Annotated in this window: 12 protein-coding genes; 7 read left to right on the top strand and 5 right to left on the bottom strand. The window is 68.2% G+C overall.

Features of this window, described 5'->3' with window-relative positions:
* Positions 1-86: 86 nt before the first annotated feature.
* Both G5C50_RS25920 and G5C50_RS25925 read left to right on the top strand, forming a co-directional pair.
* Positions 87-602, top strand: coding sequence for a hypothetical protein (locus G5C50_RS25920; protein ID WP_165073881.1), 516 nt, complete (start codon positions 87-89; stop codon positions 600-602).
* A complete protein-coding gene (locus G5C50_RS25925; protein WP_165073882.1) occupies positions 599-1,144 on the top strand; it encodes a hypothetical protein in 546 nt (181 codons plus the stop codon). The genes G5C50_RS25920 and G5C50_RS25925 overlap by 4 nt, the downstream gene beginning before the upstream one ends.
* A gap of 34 nt (positions 1,145-1,178) precedes the next feature.
* Here G5C50_RS25925 and G5C50_RS25930 read toward each other — a convergent pair whose 3' ends face one another.
* The gene (locus tag G5C50_RS25930; RefSeq protein ID WP_165073883.1) at positions 1,179-2,180 is read right to left on the bottom strand and encodes an LLM class flavin-dependent oxidoreductase; all 1,002 of its coding nucleotides are present in this window, start codon (positions 2,178-2,180) and stop codon (positions 1,179-1,181) included.
* 161 nt (positions 2,181-2,341) lie between these two features.
* Here G5C50_RS25930 and G5C50_RS25935 point away from each other — a divergent pair, with 161 nt between their 5' ends.
* From G5C50_RS25935 to G5C50_RS25945, 3 genes are read left to right on the top strand one after another with little or no spacing between them, the layout of a single operon-like run.
* Positions 2,342-3,424: an NHL repeat-containing protein gene (locus G5C50_RS25935; protein WP_165073884.1), complete on the top strand. Its 1,083-nt coding sequence runs from the start codon at positions 2,342-2,344 to the stop codon at positions 3,422-3,424.
* Between the two features lie 43 nt (positions 3,425-3,467).
* Complete coding sequence (locus G5C50_RS25940; RefSeq protein ID WP_165073885.1) at positions 3,468-4,025, top strand: YqgE/AlgH family protein; 558 nt, start codon at positions 3,468-3,470, stop codon at positions 4,023-4,025.
* 58 nt (positions 4,026-4,083) lie between these two features.
* Positions 4,084-4,368 (top strand): putative quinol monooxygenase, encoded by a 285-nt coding sequence (locus tag G5C50_RS25945; protein WP_165073886.1) that lies wholly within the window; start codon positions 4,084-4,086, stop codon positions 4,366-4,368.
* Positions 4,369-4,437: 69 nt separating this feature from the next.
* Here the strand turns inward: G5C50_RS25945 and G5C50_RS25950 are convergent, their stop codons facing one another.
* On the bottom strand, positions 4,438-4,782 hold the full coding sequence (locus tag G5C50_RS25950; protein ID WP_165073860.1) for a hypothetical protein: 345 nt from the start codon (positions 4,780-4,782) through the stop codon (positions 4,438-4,440).
* 205 nt (positions 4,783-4,987) lie between these two features.
* Here G5C50_RS25950 and G5C50_RS25955 point away from each other — a divergent pair, with 205 nt between their 5' ends.
* A complete protein-coding gene (locus G5C50_RS25955) occupies positions 4,988-5,620 on the top strand; it encodes an RNA polymerase sigma factor (protein WP_165073887.1) in 633 nt (210 codons plus the stop codon).
* Positions 5,621-5,633: 13 nt separating this feature from the next.
* Complete coding sequence (locus tag G5C50_RS25960) at positions 5,634-9,797, top strand: serine/threonine-protein kinase (protein ID WP_165073888.1); 4,164 nt, start codon at positions 5,634-5,636, stop codon at positions 9,795-9,797.
* A 643-nt stretch (positions 9,798-10,440) separates the two neighbouring features.
* On the opposite strand, the gene G5C50_RS25965 is transcribed toward G5C50_RS25960, so the two are convergent.
* The 3 genes from G5C50_RS25965 to G5C50_RS25975 all read right to left on the bottom strand — a co-directional run bounded on the left by G5C50_RS25965 (position 10,441) and on the right by G5C50_RS25975 (position 15,141).
* A complete protein-coding gene (locus G5C50_RS25965) occupies positions 10,441-13,200 on the bottom strand; it encodes a M16 family metallopeptidase (protein WP_206107859.1) in 2,760 nt (919 codons plus the stop codon).
* Between the two features lie 90 nt (positions 13,201-13,290).
* Positions 13,291-14,172 (bottom strand): hypothetical protein, encoded by an 882-nt coding sequence (locus G5C50_RS25970; protein WP_165073889.1) that lies wholly within the window; start codon positions 14,170-14,172, stop codon positions 13,291-13,293.
* A gap of 114 nt (positions 14,173-14,286) precedes the next feature.
* Positions 14,287-15,141 (bottom strand): hypothetical protein, encoded by an 855-nt coding sequence (locus G5C50_RS25975; protein ID WP_165073890.1) that lies wholly within the window; start codon positions 15,139-15,141, stop codon positions 14,287-14,289.
* Positions 15,142-15,239 lie beyond the last annotated feature (98 nt).

The raw sequence follows: 15,239 nt of genomic DNA on the forward strand, positions 1-15,239 counted from the left end.
CGTCGATGACAGCTTATGCATCCCCGAGGCGAACCGTATAGTTGTAGTTGACGACCATCGTGTCAACGCCCGAACAGGAGGCCCTCATGTCAACGCCTACGGGAAGCCCCGTCGCGACAAGTCTCAAGGACTACCTACTCTCGAAGGCCGACGAGTACGGCGTTCGAGACCGCAATGCGAGGCGCAAGGAATGGCTTGAAGCTGTCGGCGGCCTCCTCGATCAAATTCGCGGGTGGATGGGGGAAGCCGATCCGGAAGGGCTCCTCGACGTTATCCCTTATCAGGTCAGCCGCAGCGAGCGGGGCTACGGCACATATGATGCACCGGCCCTGCAGATCCGTTTCGGGCCGGCAGAGGTCACGATCGAGCCGATCTCAGCCGAAGCGAATACTTCACTCGACGTCGCGCTGGAGCGAAATCAATCCGCGACCTCGACGGCCCGTACGGCTGGGCGCATCGACGTCTCGAATGGATTGCGAACGTGCCATCTCTTCCGCCTTCAACGCGACGGCGGCTACGAATGGAGCATTCGACGCCCAGATGGATTCGTGAAGCTGGACCGCGCCGAGTTCGAGTCCGTTCTCAAGGAACTTCTCGCGTGATTCGGACTCTCGAAGAGGCCCGGGAATGGCATGCGTCCGTCAAGCGTCTCGCCGCCCTGATGCAGCGGTTGGCCAGGCGATATTGGGCCGAGGAAGACGGCTCCAGGACACTGGCCGAGACAATTCATCGAGACAACGAATTCCGCTCGATCGAAGCAGCGGAACTCGAAGACTTGGCGAGCCGGGTGCTTGAGGATCTCGACGACCTGGCAGTCCTTCTGATTTTCTCGGTCTTTGAGGCCGACGTCAGAAGTCGCGCTTCGGAGGAGTTGAAGACGCTCACAGCACAGCTTCCCGAGCACCCTGTACTCAAGACGGCGATCGACGAAGCGCGCGAGCGAATCGAGAGCGGCAGCTTCTTCAAACTGACGGAATCGTACGGAGAGGGCGATCCCGATCTGCGAACCCAGGTCGATCAGGTGCGGAGATATCGGAACTGGGTAGCCCACGGTCGCCGCGATCGGCCTCAGAACGACGTCAGGCCCGATCAAGCGATCCAACGGCTGGGTCGGTTCCTCGCTCTCCTGGACGGAGCCCCTTGAACTCCGATGCCGCGGCAGGCACGGCCGACGCTCCTCAGCCTGACCGCCGTGCTTGCATCAACAGCTCGTACGAGTGTATCCGCGCAGCGTGATCGAAAACATGTCCGGAGAAGATGATCTCATCGGGGCGGACGGCGTTGAACAGCGAACGGAGCGGACCCAGGATCGTCGACGGAGAGCCCACGAGTGAGACGCGCGTCATGCGGTCGACGGCTGCGCGCTCTTCGGGGGTGCAGCGGGAATCGACGTCGTCGATGGGAGGGGGGAGAAGTCCCGGACGGCCTCGGACGAGATTCACGATCGCCTGGCGGTGAGACGAGAAAAGCCGCACGGCTTCCTCGTCGGTGTCGGCCAGGAACGCGTTGACGCCGATCATGACCTTGGGCTCGGCCAGCGTCGCGGAGGGGACGAACGACTCGCGGTACGCCGCCACGGCGTCGAACAGGTGGTCGGGGGCGAAGTGCGAGGCGAACGCGTAGGGAAGCCCCAACTGAGCCGCCAGACGGGCGCCGAAGTCGCTGGAGCCCAGGATCCAGATTGGCACGTCCAGGCCCTCGCCCGGGATGGCGTGCACGAATCGCCCCGGGGTCGCCGGCTGAAAGTAGGCCTGAAGCTCCTGCACGTCCTTCGGGAAGGCGTCGACCTCCTCGAAATAGCGTCTCAGCGCGCGGGCCGTCCGCTGGTCGCCCCCCGGCGCGCGACCGACTCCCAGATCGATCCGGCCGGGGAACAGCGAGGCCAGCGTCCCGAACTGCTCGGCGATCACCAGCGGCGCGTGGTTCGGCAGCATGATCCCGCCCGCCCCCACGCGGATCCGCGACGTCCCCGCCGCAACGTGCCCGATCACCACGGCCGTCGCGGCGCTCGCCACGCCGGGGATGTTGTGGTGCTCGGCCACCCAGTATCGATGATACCCCAGCCGTTCCGCATGGCGGGCCAGGTCCAGCCCGTTGCGGAAGGCGTCGACGGCCGTCCCTCCCTCGACGATCGGGCACAGGTCCAGGACTGAGAACGCCGTTTCACTCAAGCTGTTCACGCGAGGTCTCCCCGGCCGCCGAGACGCGGCGTCGGGGAATTGTAGGCGCGACGGTGGAATCCGACCAATCGATTCACTCCGGGGGACCGCCGCTGTATAGTGCGCAGGATCGGCACGGGACGACGCCCAGGCACCTCTCCACACCCCAGGGACGCAACGACATGGACCGGCGCGAATTCCTCAGGCGCGGAGCCGTCGCCGCGACGGCCGCCACGACAGCGGCGGCGACCGGCCCCTTCATCCACGCCGACGACAAGGCAGGTTCGAAGACACCGACCGTCGGCGAGGGCGACCACCGCTACGAGTGCCGGCACGACTTCTTCCAGGCCCCCGGCTCGATCCACTGGTATGAGACTCACGGCGTGGCCGTGGACTCCCAGGGGTTCATCTACATCGCCCACCGCGGCGGCGCAACCAAGCCGAAGTCGCCGACCGACGCCCAGGACACGATCGCCGTCTTCGACCCCGAGGGGAAGTTCGTCCGGTCGTTCGGCAAGCAATTCCACGGCGGCGGCCACGGCGTCGACGTCCGCCGTGAGAACGGCGTCGAATACCTGTACCTGGCCTGCATGATGCCGGTGAACCTCGTCGCCAAGACCGACCTCAAGGGCGAAGTCGTCTGGATCAAGGAAGCCCCGACCGAGCCTCACGTCTACGACGACCCCAAGGCCAAGTTCGCCCCGACGAACGTCGCCTTCGGCCCCGACGGCGACTTCTTCGTCGCCGACGGCTACGGGTCGCATTACGTCCACAAGTACGATAAGGACGCGAAGTGGGTGAAGACCTTCGGCGGGGCTGGGACTGAGGAAGGGAAGTTCAAGACGCCGCACGGAATCTGGCTCGACGATCGACCGGGCCGCCAGCCCGTGCTGGTCGTCGCCGACCGCGCCAACGCCCGGCTCCAGCATTTCACGCTCGACGGCGAGCACGTCGGCGAGGACTTCCACAACGTCTCCCTCCCGGCGAGCTTCGACATCCGCGGCGACGTCCTGCTGGTTCCGGACCTGTACGCGCGGGTGACGCTCCTGGACGGGAACGACAAGCTGATCTCCCACCTGGGCGACGATCCGGAGTGGACCAAGGCCGTGCTCGCCGACGGCAGGAAGATGCGAACCCAGCCCGACCGCTGGAAGGACGGCAAGTTCGTCCACCCGCACGACGCCTGCTTCGACCACGACGGGAACATTCTGGTGGCTGAATGGGTTTCGACCGGCCGGCTGACGAGGCTGAAGCGGTTGAGTTGACGGCGAACCCTGGGCGTGGCCGCAGGGCCGCGATCGACTCATCATGAAATCGCTGCGAGGACGCCTCCTGATCGCCGCCCCCGGGCTGACCGATCCGAATTTCCATCGGACGGTCGTCCTGATCGCGGCCCACAGCGAGACCGGCACGCTGGGCCTGATCCTGAACCGAGAGACCGACACGGATTTCGCCGAGGTCTGGCGACGGATCAGCACCCAGCCCTGCGCCCGCACGGAGAAACTCCGCCACGGCGGCCCAGTGACCGGCAGCCTGATGGCTCTGCACGACCAACGTCCCCAGGCCGACATCCTCGTCGCTGATGGGATCTACGTCGCCACGGAACTGGCCGCCATGGAGTCATTGGCCGCGTCCGCCGAGGGCCGAGTCCTCTTCTACGCCGGCCACGCCGGATGGGGTCCCGGGCAGCTTGAAGACGAACTGGCTGAGGGGAGTTGGTTGCTGGCGACCGCTTCCGCCGAACACGTCTTCGACCTCTGGGACGCGGCCTCGCTCTGGAAGACGGCCGCCACCGCCGCCGGCCGTCGCGAGGTCCATGAACTCGTCGAACCTCGCCACATTCCCGAAGACCCCCGCGCCAACTGATTGATCCTGAGCCGCGCCGGGGATCAACGAACCGATCGACCGAAAGGAACCGCTCGATATGATCTGCCTCGCCGTCACCCTCATCGCCCGTCCCGGCGCCGAAGACCGCGCCGCCGAGTGCTTCCGGAAGCTCACCGAGCACAGCCGCACCGAAGCGGGCTGCATCATGTACCAGTTCCACCGCTCGACGGACGACCCCCGCAAGTTCTTCGTCTACGAGCAGTACGTCGACGAGGCCGCCCTCCAGGCGCACAACAACTCAAGCCACTACGCCCACTACGTGCGAGGTGAATTCCCGACCCTGGTCGAAAGCGCCGACCTGGTGAAGTACGTGCCGATCTGACCCGCGCGTCCCGCCGCCATCCACCGCGCATGCAATCGGCCCGGGGTCGAAGACCCCGGGCCGCTTCGTTCAACGCTTGAAGGGTTGGATGCCGCCGGGGAACCCACCGTATCCACCGCCCCAGCCGCCGCCCGGGTAGCCGGGGAACCCGCCGCCGGGGAAAGGATACGGCGGATAGGGCTGTGGGTAAGGGCTCGGGTACGGATACGGCTGGGGGCAGGGCCTGGGATACGGATAGGGGTAAGGGTTTGACGGCGGGCAGGGGTATGGGTAGCAGTTCTGCCGGAAGCCCGAGCCGCCGGACGAGAATTTCTGCGGCCCGTGGCCGGGGCCCTGGGCCTTCGCGTCGCAGGCCGCCAGGATTCCAAAGAACGTCAACGCCGCCGCCAGGGTCAGGATTCGCTGGGTCTTCATCGTGAACCTCCGTCGCTTCTCGTAATCATCGTTCGTACTTGTCTGGGACGCCCGTGACGTCCTTCACGACGGGTTATCACCATCGCGAGGCCGACCGGACGCGGAGCCGAACGAAATTTCAGCGCGGACGGGTTCCCGAAAACCTGCGGTCAAGGGATGATCGACGCATCGGAATCCGAGGCGCCCGAACGAGGAGCGAGCCGACATGTCCGAACCGACACCCGAAGCCGAGGGCTTCAAGGCCCTCATCGGCCGAGTCCGCGACGGCGACGAAGACGCGGCCTCCGAACTGGTCCGCCGCTACGAGCCGGCCGTCCGCCGCGCCGCGAGGGTCCGCCTCCTCGACACGCGGCTCAACCGCATGCTGGATTCGATGGACGTCTGCCAGTCCGTCATGGCCAGCTTCTTCGTCCGCACGGCGCTGGGGCAGTACGAGCTGGACACGCCCGACCAGCTCCTGAAGCTGCTGGCGACCATGACCCGCAACAAGCTGGCGAACGTCGTGAAGGCCCAGGGCGCCCAGCGCCGCGACTTCCGCCGCACGAAGCCCGGCGAGGGCGAAGCCGGCGCGGGCGACTCGTCCGCGGTCGGCGCAGGCGCCTTCGCCGACGTCCCCGGCGCCTCGCCGACGCCCAGCCGCGAGGTCGCCGCCCGCGAGATGCTCGTCGAGGCCCGCCGCCGCCTCTCGCCCGAGGAGCTTCGCCTCCTGGACGACCGCGAAGCCGGCCGCGACTGGGCCGAGATCGCCGCCGAGATGGGCGCCACCCCCGAAGCCCTGCGCAAACGCCTGGCCCGCGCCGTCGACCGCGTGGCGACCGAGTTGGGGTTGGAGGAATGAGCGGGCAGGGTCCATGAACACCCCGAACGCCACCGGCCCGTCGACCGCGACGGCCGCCCGACTCATGCAGGAGCACCGCGACCTCTGGCGGCGAGGTGAGCGGCTGCGCGTCGAGGAGTTCCTGAAAAATCTGGGCCGGAAGCGCGTCGCGCCGGCCGACCTGCTCGACCTGGTCTACGGCGAGGTCCTCCTGCGCGAAGAGGACGGCGAAACGCCCGAGATGCAGGAGTACCTCGACCGCTTCCCCGAGCATGCCGACGAGCTGCGGGCCCAGTTCGAGGTTCATGACGCCCTCCGCCTGAGCAAACCGTTCAGCGTGGCCCTTTCCTCCGTGTCGGGCCCGACAGACGCCTGGGACGGTCCGACCAACGTCCCCGAGACGTTCAATTACGGCCCCACGTCGCACGTCGGCGAAGCCCCCAACGAGGCCGCCGCTCCTACCGCGCCGCCACGCGACCCTCGGCTCCCCACCGTGGCCGGCTATGACGTGCTGGACGTGCTGGGGAGCGGCGGCATGGGGACCGTCTTCAAGGCCTTCGACCGCAAGAGCCGCCGCATGGTCGCCATGAAGACCATGAACCGGGCCAACGCCGCGGCGCTCCTGCGGTTCAAGCACGAGTTCCGCTCGCTGCTGGACGTCGTCCACCCCAACCTCGTCAACCTGTACGAGTTGCTGAGCGACGGCGAGAACTGGTTCCTGACGATGGAGCTGCTGGACGGCGTCGACTTCCTGACGTACATCCGCGAGCCCGGCGCCGACCGCGTCGGCCGGATTCGCGCCGCGATTCGACGCCTGGCCGACGGCGTGCAGGCCCTCCACGAAGCCGGCAAGCTGCACCGCGACATCAAGCCCTCCAACGTGATGGTCACGCGCGACGGCCGCGTCGTGCTGCTGGACTTCGGACTGGCCGCCGAGCAGGACGAGGATGGGCAGCACCAGAGCAGCGACGACCGGATGGTCGGCACGGCGGCCTACATGGCCCCGGAGCAGGCCGCGGCCCTGCCGGTCTCGGCGGCCGCCGACTGGTACAGCGTCGGCGTCATGCTCTTCGAGTCCCTCGCCGGCCGGTTGCCGTTCACGGGCAGCGCGCTGATGATCCTGATGGACAAGCAGCGTCGCGAGGCGCCCGCCCCGTCCGAGTTCGCCTCCGACGTTCCGCCGGATCTCAATTACCTCTGCAACGACCTGCTGAACCGTCGCCCCGAGGACCGCCCGGCCGGCCCGGACGTCCTCCGTCGCCTGGGAACGGCCGGCGAAGTCGCTCAGCCGGGGCAACGGCTCCGAGCCCGGGCCGATGTGTCCCATCCGTCGTCAACCGGGAGGGGCGTCGGACTCGTCGGCCGAGAACATCAGCGGGCGGAGCTTCGCCGGGCGTTGGAGGACGTCCGCAACGGCCGACCGGTCGCCGTATATCTGCACGGGGGTTCGGGAGCCGGCAAGACGGCGCTGTTGCAGGGGTTCCTCGACGAACGGGCCGATGAGGAGGACGCGATCGTCCTGTCCGGCCGCTGCTATGAGCGTGAAACCGTCCCGTACAAGGCGTTTGACAGCCTCGTCGATGCGCTGGCCCGGCGGCTCGGCCGCATGAGCGACGTGGACCTGGCCGCGGTCCTGCCGCGCGACGTCTCATCGTTGGCCCGCGTCTTTCCGAGCCTTCGTCGCGTCGAGGCCGTCGCCAGGAGTCCCGGTCGCGGCCGCGAGACGCCCGACCTCCAGGAACTACGCCGTCGCGCCTTCGCCGCTCTCCGCGAGTTGCTGGCGCGGCTGGGAGACCGCGGCACGCTGATCGTGGCCGTGGACGACCTGCAATGGGGAGACGCCGATAGCGCGGCGATGCTCGTCGAGGTGATGCGGCCTCCCGACGCCCCCGTCTTCCTCTTCGCCGCCACCTATCGCACCGAGGACGAGCCGACGAGCCCGCTGCTCCAGGCCCTTGCGCGAGCCGGAGCGCTGGGCGTGGGCCAGGCTCCGGCCGCCGGCCTCGACGCCCGATCATTGCACGTCGAGCCCCTGTCGCCGGCGGAGGCCCGTGAACTGGCCTCGGCGCTGCTGGTCGGCGACGAGGAGGCCTCGGCCATACGTCGAAACCTGGCGGAGACCGTCGCCCGGGAATCTCAGGGGAACCCGTTCTTCATCGCCGAGTTGGTCCGTCACGTTCACGCCGGCGCGCTGGACCTCGACGCGGGCGACGAGGATGCAGGCCGTCGGCTCGTGCTCGACGACGTGCTCTGGTCCCGCATCCAGCGCCTTCCGGAAGACGCCCGCGAGGTCCTGGAAATCATCGCCGCTTCGGGCCGACCGCTTCGCCTCGTCGATCTGGGAGCCTGCCTGGACGACCCGATCGACGAGCGTTCGGCGCTGGCCGTCCTCCGCGCCGGACGGCTCGTGCGCGGGACCGGGCGGGCGGAGACCGACGAGGTCGAAGCGTATCACGACCGCGTCCGCGAAACGGTCGCGTCCCGGCTCTCCCCCGAGGTTTCGCGCGACCGCCACCGCCGCCTGGCGACGGCGCTGGAGGCGTCTGGCGCCGCCGACCCCGAAGCCCTGGGCGTCCACTTCCTGGGCGCCGGCGAGCCGGCCCGGGCCGCTGGGTTCTTCGCCGAGGCCGCCGACGAGGCCGCGGAGGCGTTGGCCTTCGAGCGCGCCGCCGGGCTCTATCGGAAGGCGATCGAGCATGGCCTCTTCGAAGCCGATCGCAGGGGCCTGCTGCTGGAGCGGCTGGGCGACGCCCTGGCGAACGCCGGACGAGGCGTCGAGGCAGCCCAGGCTTACTTGACCGGTTCGACCGACGCGCCGGCCGACGACGCCCTGGAACGCCGTCGCCGCGCGGCCATGCAGTTCCTTGTCAGCGGCCACATCGACCGGGGTCTGGAGACGTTGCAGGACGTGCTGGCCCGCGTCGGTATGAGCCTGCCGGGGACGCCCAAGCGGGCGCTCGTATCGCTGCTCTGGCGTCGCGCGTTGCTGCGACTCCGCGGCCTGAATTACCGCGAGGCCGACGCGGCGCAGATCGATCCGGCGGCCCTGAGGAAAATCGACGTCTGCTGGTCGGCCGGCGTGGGCCTGAGCGTCGTCGACACCATCCTCGGCGCCGACTTCCAGGCGCGCGGGCTCTTGCTCTCCCTGGCCGCCGGCGAGCCCTCGCGGATCGCCCGCGCGTTGGCGATGGAAGCGGCCCACGCGGCCTCCACCGGGGGCTCCAACCGCCGCCGGACCGAGCGTCTCCTGGAGACCGCCGAGACGCTGGCGCGTCGCGTCGAACACCCCTACGCGCTGGGGATGGTCACGATGGCCCGGGGCGTTTCCGCCTATCTTGAGGGCCGCTGGAAGCCCGCGCAGATCCAGTGCGACGAGGCCGAGGCGATCTTCCGCGATCGTTGCACGGGCGTCGCCTGGGAGCGCAACACCGCCGACGCCTTCTCGCTCTGGGGGCTGAGCCACCAGGGGGAGGCCGGCGAGCTTTCGCGACGGTGGCCCATCCTGCTGGCCCAGGCCCTCGACCGCGGCGACCTCTACGCGGCCATGAACCTCAGTTCCTACCTCATGTCGATCGTCCGCCTGGCGGCCGACGAGCCCGCTCGCGCCCGCGAGGAGTTGGCCGCCACCAACGCCCGATGGTCGCGGAAGGGCTACCACGTCCAGCACAACGACGCCCTCTGGGCGGCCGTGCAGATCGAGCTTTACGACGGTCGGGGACGCGAAGCCTGGCGGCTGCTCGAAGAATCGTGGCCGGCGCTGCGGCGTTCGCTGCTGCTGCGGGTCCAGTTCATCCGGACCTCGATGCGGTTCCTCCGCGCCCGGGCCGCGATCGCCGCCGCCGCCGAGATCCGACCGACCAACCCGACCGAGGCTCGCCGCCTGCTGGCCGTCGCCGAGGCCGACGCCAAGGCCCTCTCCCGCGAGAAGATGCCCTGTCCGGACGCCTACGCGAAGATGATCGCCGCCACGCTCGCCCCAACGCCCGACCGCGCCGTGCCCCTCTGGCGCGAGGCCGTGCGCGCGTTCGAGTCCGTCGACATGGGCCTCTGCGTCGCCGCCTCCCGCCGCCGACTCGCCCAGGCCCTCGGCAGTAACGCCGGCGCGGCGGAACTAGCCGCCTCCGAGGAATGGATGCGTTCCCGCCTTTATCGCGAGCCCGAGAAGGCCGCCCGGATGATCGCCCCTGCGAAGGGATGATCACGAGCGATGTGGCGATCGTATCGGCCGAGTTCTCCGAAAATCCATCCGGCCGGCGATCGGAATCGTCACGTGGAGCCCATGCTGAAAATGGAGGGCGATGGTTCCCGGCTCTTTCTCAATCCGAAACTTCAGGAGGAAGGCGAGCGCGAAGATAACGCGACTCGCTGAACATCACCAAAACTCGCCCGAAGCCATTTCGGGATGAACGGTTGAACTCGGGTGCCGTGGCCACGTTTGCGTGGCCATGAACCGGCGTGGGCGACCGCGTGACCGTCGCCGATCGCATGGCCACGCAAGCGTGGCCATGGCACCCAGGCTCTGCTTTTCTTCGACGGCGTCGAGCGAGGAGGTCTCGTTTCTCGCCGATCGAAGCCAAACGCTGGAGACGCTGCAAAGCCCATAACAATAACACGTTAACCGCCGTCCAACAGCCTCGAACATACGGCGAGCGAACCCAATTCGAAGCCGGTTTCGGGCGTCAGCGGGTGGTCGTTGATGAGCCTGGCGGTTCCCAGCCGGGGCGGACCAGCGGGTGACCGAGAGAGGCGATTCTCACGAAACGCCAAGGGCGGCGCGGGCCGAGCCGGAGGGGCTCGACGCGCGCCGCCCGGAAGCGGTCGGTCCGGTTAGAGAGCCGGGGTCACTTCTTCTCGGCGGCCTTGAAGTCGCCGGCGGTGACGACGGAGAACTTCGAGAAGTCGACGTACTTCTTGATCGCGGCGTTGACGGCCGCCACGTCGAGGGCCTTGACCTTGGCTTCGAGGTCGGCGTCGAACTGGAGCGTGCGGCCCAGGTAGAGGTTCTGGGCGAGGTCGCCGGCCAGCGAGCCGTCCTCGGTACGGCTGATCTCCTGGCGGCGGAGCCAGCCGTCCTTCGCCTGCTTCAGCTCTTCCTCGGTGACGCCTTCCTTGACGATCCGCTCGATCTCCTCGCGGACGCCCGCCTCCACCTTGGAGACGTTCATCGGGTTGTAGATCGCCGAGACTCCCAGCGAGGCCCGCGGGTCGAGCGGCGAGGCGTTGAAGCTTGAGCCGGCCGAGTAGGACAGGCCCCCCTTGCCGCGAAGCCGGTCGGCGATCCGCGACGAGATCGAGCCTCCGCCCAGGATGAAGTTCCCCAGGGCCAGGGCCGGGTAGTCCGGAGCGTCGTCCTTGAGGGGGAAAAGCATCCGGGCCTGGTAGACGGCGTTCGCCTTGTCGGGCGTCTCGATGGCCACGGTCTCCGGCGTCAGGCCGGGCTGATAGGGCCGCTCGATCCGCGCGTAGGGCTTGTCGGACTTCCAACCCTTGAGCGTCTTCTCCAGGATCGGCATGATTTCCGAAGGCTCGAAGTCGCCGACGATCGCCAGCTCGCCGTGGCTCGCGCCCAGGTACTCGTTGTAGATCTTGCGGATCTGCTCGATGGTCGTCGCCTTGAGCCGGGCGATGCTCTCGTCGGTGGTCGGCTCGTAGCGGACGTCGTCGGGCGGGTACTTCGACTGGATCTTCGCCAGCTTCTCGCCGGCCAGCGTTCCGGGCTCGGTGCGCGAGGCTTCCAGCCCGGCGAGGGCGCCGGTCTTCTGGACCTCGAACTCGGCCTCGGGGAGCAGGGGCTCGCGGAGGACCTGGCGGAGAAGCTCCAGCGCCGCCGGCAGGTTGGCCCGACGGGTCGTCACGCCGAACTGGATCGAGCCCAGCCCGCCGCCGCCGCCGATCGTGGCGAAGTTCTTGTCCAGCTCGTCCTGAAGCTGCAGCTTGGTCAAGTTCTTGGTGCCGCCCCGGCTCATCAGCGAACCCAGGAATTCGGAGGCCTCGACGAGCCCCTTGAGGCTTTCGGCGTCACCGTAGTGGAGCCGCAGGGTGAGGCGGACGGCCTCGCCGCGGGTCTTCTTGGGGAGCAGGGCGAGCTTCACGCCCTCGATCTCGGACGGCCGCTGGACGCGGGCCTCGATTGCCGCGGGGGTGACGTCGAACGCCTCGCCGGCCGACTTCGACTCACGGCCCTTGTAGTTGTCAACCAGCTTGGCGACGTCCGGGTTGCCGGGGATCGGCGTCCGCTCGGCCTTGTCCGACGGCAGGAAGTAGCCGACCGTCCGGTTGCTGGGCTCGAAGTACGCGGCGGCGACGCGCTTCACGTCCTCGGGCGTAACGGTCTCCATCCGGTCGCGGGCCAGGAAGTAGAGCCGCCAGTCGCCCTGCGCGGCCCACTCGGAGAGATTCAGGGCGATCGAGTTGGGGTCGGCCGACTGCATCTCAAAGTTCTTGGCGTAGCGTCGCTTGGCGCGGTCGACCTCCTCGGCCGTCACGCCCTCCTTGGCGACCTTCTCAAGCTCGGCGTAGATCACGTCGCGGATCTTGTCCAACTCGGCGCGGTCCTTGGTGTTGGCCTCGGCGAGAACCTGGAAGAGGCTCGGGTCGTGGTTGGCCCGGGCGCCGGCGAAGACGTTGGCCGCCTTGCGAGTCTCAATCAACGCCTTGTACAGCCGACCCGAGGGCCGCGTCGTCAGGACGTCGCCCAGGACGCGGAGCGCCGGGAAGTCGTCTTGCGGACCCGACGGGACGTGGTAGGCGATCCCCAGCATGCCGACGTCGCCGATGCGCCGCAGGGTGACGGTGCGCTCGCCGTCCTGGGGAGGCTCTTCGGTGTAGGTCTTGGGGAGTTCACGCTCGGGCTTCGGCAGGGCGCCGAAGTACTTGACGGCGTACTCCTTGGCCTTATCCACGTCGAACTTGCCGGCCACGACGAGCATCGCGTTGTCGGGCTGGTAGTACTTCTTGTAGAAGGCCCGCAGGTTGTCGACCGGCACGCGCTCGATGTCCGAGCGGTTGCCGATGGTCGACTTGCCGTAGTTGTGCCAGTCGAACGCGGCCGACTCGATCCGCTGCGAGAGGATCCGCATCGGGCTGTTCTCGCCGCGCTCGAACTCGTTGCGGACGACGGAGAACTCGGTCGCCAGGTCCTCGGCCTTGATCGGGCTGTTGACCATGCGGTCGGCCTCGAGCCGGACGGCGAACTCCAGGTTGTCGTCGGAGGATGTCAGAGACTCGAAGTAGTTGGTCCGGTCGCTGTTGGTGGTGCCGTTGAACTGGGCCCCGCGCTCCTTGAAGACGCCGGGGATGTTCGGGTGGTCGGGGGTCCCCTTGAAGACCATGTGCTCCAGCAGGTGGGCCATGCCGGTCTCGCCGTAGCCCTCGTGCCGCGAGCCGACGAACACCGTCAGGGCGACCGTCACCTTGGGCTTGGACTGATCCGGGAAGAGGAGGACCCGCATCCCATTGGGAAGGCGGTATTCCGTGATCCCCTCCACCGAGGCGACCTCCTGGAGAGGCCCTTTCGCCTGAGCGAACGCGCCCGCCGGGGCGGCGATCGTTCCAAGGACCGCCGCGATCGAAAGGATCGCGCGGCGCTTCGTCGTCATCATCTTTCGCTGTCCTTGATCTGGATTCGGGAGACCGTACTCAGGTCGTTGATCATCGATCATCCATGAAGAGCCGCTGAACGCGTCTCGCGATCAGAGAGAGGAGGTGGCTGCGGGAACGGGCGGAGGCGACGGCGGCCCGGCCGGAGGAGGCGGGGCGGGAGCGGGCTCCGGCGGCGGAGGCGCCGGGTCCGGTTTGTGATTCTTGGGGGCGTCCTCCTCACGTCGCGAGGGCGTCCGAGGGGTGACGATCATGACGCCGTCCTTGACCTCGATCGAGGCGATATGGCGGAGCATCCCCTTGAGCCGACGCTCGAATTCCGGGTCGTGGCGGTCCTCTTGTTCGTCCTCGTCGTCATCGTCGTCGAGGAAGATGTTCGACTTGGTGATCACGTCGCGCACAAACCCCGGCAACGGCTTGCCGTCGACGAGCATGGAGACCGCCTCGATTTTCAGCGACCCGTTCCGAAGCCTCAGCTTGACGTCGGCCTCGCCGTTGAAGAACCGCCCCTTGACCAGGCTGACGTCCGAAAGCTCGTCCAGGGGGACGCTGACCTTGGCCTTGATCCTGTCCCCTTCCAGAGCCAGGAAGACCCGGTCCTTGAGTTCGGGCTCCTCCTGGATCAGGGCGTTGAGGTCGTCGCCGGTGAGGGTCAGCGGCTCGACGTCCTTCCCGTCCTCGACGGCGTCTCGAAAGGCCGACGCCCGCTCGACGACCTGCTTCCGCTCCGGCTCCGAAAGCTGGAGCTTCGGCAGCGGGACCGGCTGCAGAGCCGTGTACATGTCGCGATATTTGATCATCGTCCGGTAGGCGACGAGGGCGCTCAAGGCCAGTCCCAGCGCCAGCAGAACCGAAAGGACGATCGCCGTGACGCAGCCGTAGAAGAGACAGCCGCGGCCCCGAGGCTCGGGGTCGTACGTAGGCGGCGCCTTATCTCTGTCGACGCCGTGGAAGTCGGGGTCGTAGCTCGCCATGATCCCTCGGAGCTTGATTCCGGCCGCGTCGCCGTGCGTGCGGCCACTCCGTGGGCCTCCGGCCGGCCTTCCGATCATCGTCGAACCCGACCGGAAAGGGAAGGGGCGAGGTCGTCACGCGCCCGGGGTCGGCTCGTGTTCCTCTTCAAACCTCGTCGGCGCGACGAACAGCGCGACGCCCGCCGATATGAACAGGGCGGCCAACGCGCGGGCCACCAGCCGCGACTCCCGGCTGTCGGAGATCGGTCGTGTGGCGCCCGACTGGGGGAATGCGACCGTTGCGACCAGTTCGAACGCAGCCGCGCCCAGCAGTCCCCCCAGCACACCGCCGACCAGGCCGAGCGTGGCGCGTTTCCACCCGCCCATGCCTGCCCCGAACACCATGCCTCCCGCCGCGCCGATCGCCGCCCAGACGGCGCCCAGCGCCAGCGAGGCGTAGAGGATTGCGTGAGCCTGCGTTTCAGCCTGGCCCAGGTATTTCGCGTAGACGGGCACGACCGCCATCGAGGCCGCCGCCCCCGCCGCGGCCCCCAGGACGAGCCCCATCAGCCCCGCCGCGACGGCCGCCCGCGAAGACTGCCGGATCATCGCCCCGGCGACGCCCAGCAGAAGGCCCATCAGCCCACCCAACAGCCCGAAGGCCGCGGCCGTGTTGTGGGTGAGCGCCGTTGTAACGGCTTCGGCCAGTTGTGAATCTGGCACGAACCAGTTGAGCAGGAATTCTCCGATCGTCCACGACGCCAGTCCCGCCAGGCCGCCGCCGGCCAGGGCCCACGCCCAGACCTGTGCAGCGCGTGGGCGCGAGACGCCCGGGTCCTGCAACGGACCGAGCTTCACGTGAAGGTCCACGGCCGACGGAACCACCGGTTCGGCGGCCGCGGCCGCGACAGCCTCCGGCGCCCGGGTGAAATCCGGCTCCGGAGGGGGATCGAGCGGGACGGCTGGCTCGTCGAGAGGGATGTCCGACATGGTCGTCGTTCCTGTTGCGACGCGGAGAGAGCCCGCGAAGGAGCGTCTCCCCGAATTACAACGCGCCGCGACGACCAGGTAAAGCGTGCGCCGCCCGC

Origin of the sequence: Paludisphaera rhizosphaerae, from assembly GCF_011065895.1 — a bacterium.
Taxonomy (GTDB): domain Bacteria; phylum Planctomycetota; class Planctomycetia; order Isosphaerales; family Isosphaeraceae; genus Paludisphaera; species Paludisphaera rhizosphaerae.

Coding starts and splice junctions, on each gene's coding strand:
- G5C50_RS25970 (WP_165073889.1), bottom strand. CDS start 14,172: ATGGCGAGCTACGACCCCGACTTCCACGGCGTCGACAGAGATAAGGCG.
- G5C50_RS25960 (WP_165073888.1), top strand. CDS start 5,634: ATGAACACCCCGAACGCCACCGGCCCGTCGACCGCGACGGCCGCCCGA.
- G5C50_RS25950 (WP_165073860.1), bottom strand. CDS start 4,782: ATGAAGACCCAGCGAATCCTGACCCTGGCGGCGGCGTTGACGTTCTTT.
- G5C50_RS25945 (WP_165073886.1), top strand. CDS start 4,084: ATGATCTGCCTCGCCGTCACCCTCATCGCCCGTCCCGGCGCCGAAGAC.
- G5C50_RS25975 (WP_165073890.1), bottom strand. CDS start 15,141: ATGTCGGACATCCCTCTCGACGAGCCAGCCGTCCCGCTCGATCCCCCT.
- G5C50_RS25955 (WP_165073887.1), top strand. CDS start 4,988: ATGTCCGAACCGACACCCGAAGCCGAGGGCTTCAAGGCCCTCATCGGC.
- G5C50_RS25920 (WP_165073881.1), top strand. CDS start 87: ATGTCAACGCCTACGGGAAGCCCCGTCGCGACAAGTCTCAAGGACTAC.
- G5C50_RS25935 (WP_165073884.1), top strand. CDS start 2,342: ATGGACCGGCGCGAATTCCTCAGGCGCGGAGCCGTCGCCGCGACGGCC.
- G5C50_RS25965 (WP_206107859.1), bottom strand. CDS start 13,200: ATGATGACGACGAAGCGCCGCGCGATCCTTTCGATCGCGGCGGTCCTT.
- G5C50_RS25940 (WP_165073885.1), top strand. CDS start 3,468: ATGAAATCGCTGCGAGGACGCCTCCTGATCGCCGCCCCCGGGCTGACC.